Here is a 1615-nt window from a genome sequence, read left to right as displayed (position 1 = left end):
AAGATTTTTTAGTTTTTAGATTATTAATGTAGTCTCTGATATTAATTTGTTATCTTCATAATTTAATTTATAGTTCTTTTCTAAATATCCATCTATCCTTACTGTAATATGGTCTGCAAAGATGGATTTTAGAGTTATTTGTTCTAAAATGAAATTATCCTCACTTATTTCAAAAACAATATCTATAAATTGATTTTGTTTATCTTTTTGAATTTCTGTAAAATCTTGTTTAGATTTAAACATGTAATTGACTTTTGGGATTTCGCCTGAAGGTATTTGTTCTTCGTATAAAATAGGGAATTTTGCTACTTCTCTTGAAAAATATAGACTTCATCCCGTACCCCCACCTGAGGGTCCTCTTCCAGTATGAGCTGGAGGGTTATGGTACTCAGTTCTAAAATCTATTCTATGTACTTGCGCCTTTTCTTCGGTATGTGCTTTATTTATAATATAACGTCCAGAAGGAGCATTTCTTAATATTTCCTTCAAGGTTTCATCGCTTCGTTTTTCTAAGTAATCTCATATTTCATATCAGGTTCTTAAATCAGATCCAAATATTGGTTTTGTTCCATCACCTAGAATATTGCTATCTTTTCCGTAATGCAATATACCTATTGTAGGTTCAGGTTTTTTATCATAACGAACCCTTCAATCAGGTGCTTTTGATTTTACTGGAAGTTCAACAACATGGGATTTTACAGTTCTAAATTCCACTTCAGGATTTAGGATATTAAAATAATTAGATAGAAATTTTGAATAACTAGGATTTCAAAATAAATAATTAAAATTATGACTGTTACTTGTATTAAAATCAAGTGGTGAATTTGAGATATTTACTTCATTGATTTTTTCTAAGATGATTGGCATTTGGATAACCTTGTCATGCAATAAGAAAGCATTATGCTCATTTAAAATATTTTTCTTCGGTTTTCATTCACCTTCTTTATCGTCAAAGAAAAAATAATTTGACTTTATAGCATAACTATTATCAAGCGTTCTTTCTAAATAAAATGGTAAATAAAGTTCGTGCTCTTCAGTGAGTCCACCTTTAAAACAAAAACTTGAACTAATGTGTTTACTCAACATTAAAATAATGATGCGAACAATGCTTCTTAATTTTTCATTAGTTAATGAATCTAAAAGTGAGTGAATTTGAAAATCACAATATTGTTTTGGGTCATTCCCGTTATAAATCTTTTCTTTAAATTCTTTACGTTTAGACTCATCCATATTTGAAAAATTCGAAGTTAATGTTTGTGTAACAAAAAAAACTTTTTTATTCAACAAATCTTCAGAAAAATGTTCTAATTTTTGTACTCCGTCTACATAAGTAAAATTGACTATTAAAAATTTTTCATAAAAATCTTTTCATATTAGTTCTCTTTTTTTAAACATATAATCTCTTAAATTTTCAAACATTAAAAGAGTATGACTAAACCACAAAACGTAATTTTTTTGCACACTTATCGGATGTAAAACAAATGGATAAAATGAAACGTCATCATTCGTTTTAAAATTAACTATTACATTGTTTTCAATTTGGAGATTATTTTGTTCAATTCTTCCTTTGAAGACAATATCACTTATTAAAATTGAATTTGGCACAGTTAAAACT

1 protein-coding gene is annotated in these 1615 nt (G+C 27.3%); it reads right to left on the bottom strand.

The annotated features are described in order from the left end of the window. Nucleotides 1-15 precede the first annotated feature (15 nt). Nucleotides 16-1615 (bottom strand): hypothetical protein (locus BCF89_RS08800; protein WP_170108366.1); only part of this gene is annotated, 1600 nt, incomplete at its 5' end.

The sequence above is a fragment of the Metamycoplasma auris genome (assembly GCF_003253435.1).
Taxonomy (GTDB): Bacteria; Bacillota_I; Bacilli_A; order Mycoplasmatales; family Metamycoplasmataceae; genus Metamycoplasma; species Metamycoplasma auris.
This window is presented reverse-complemented; position numbering and strand designations above follow the sequence as displayed.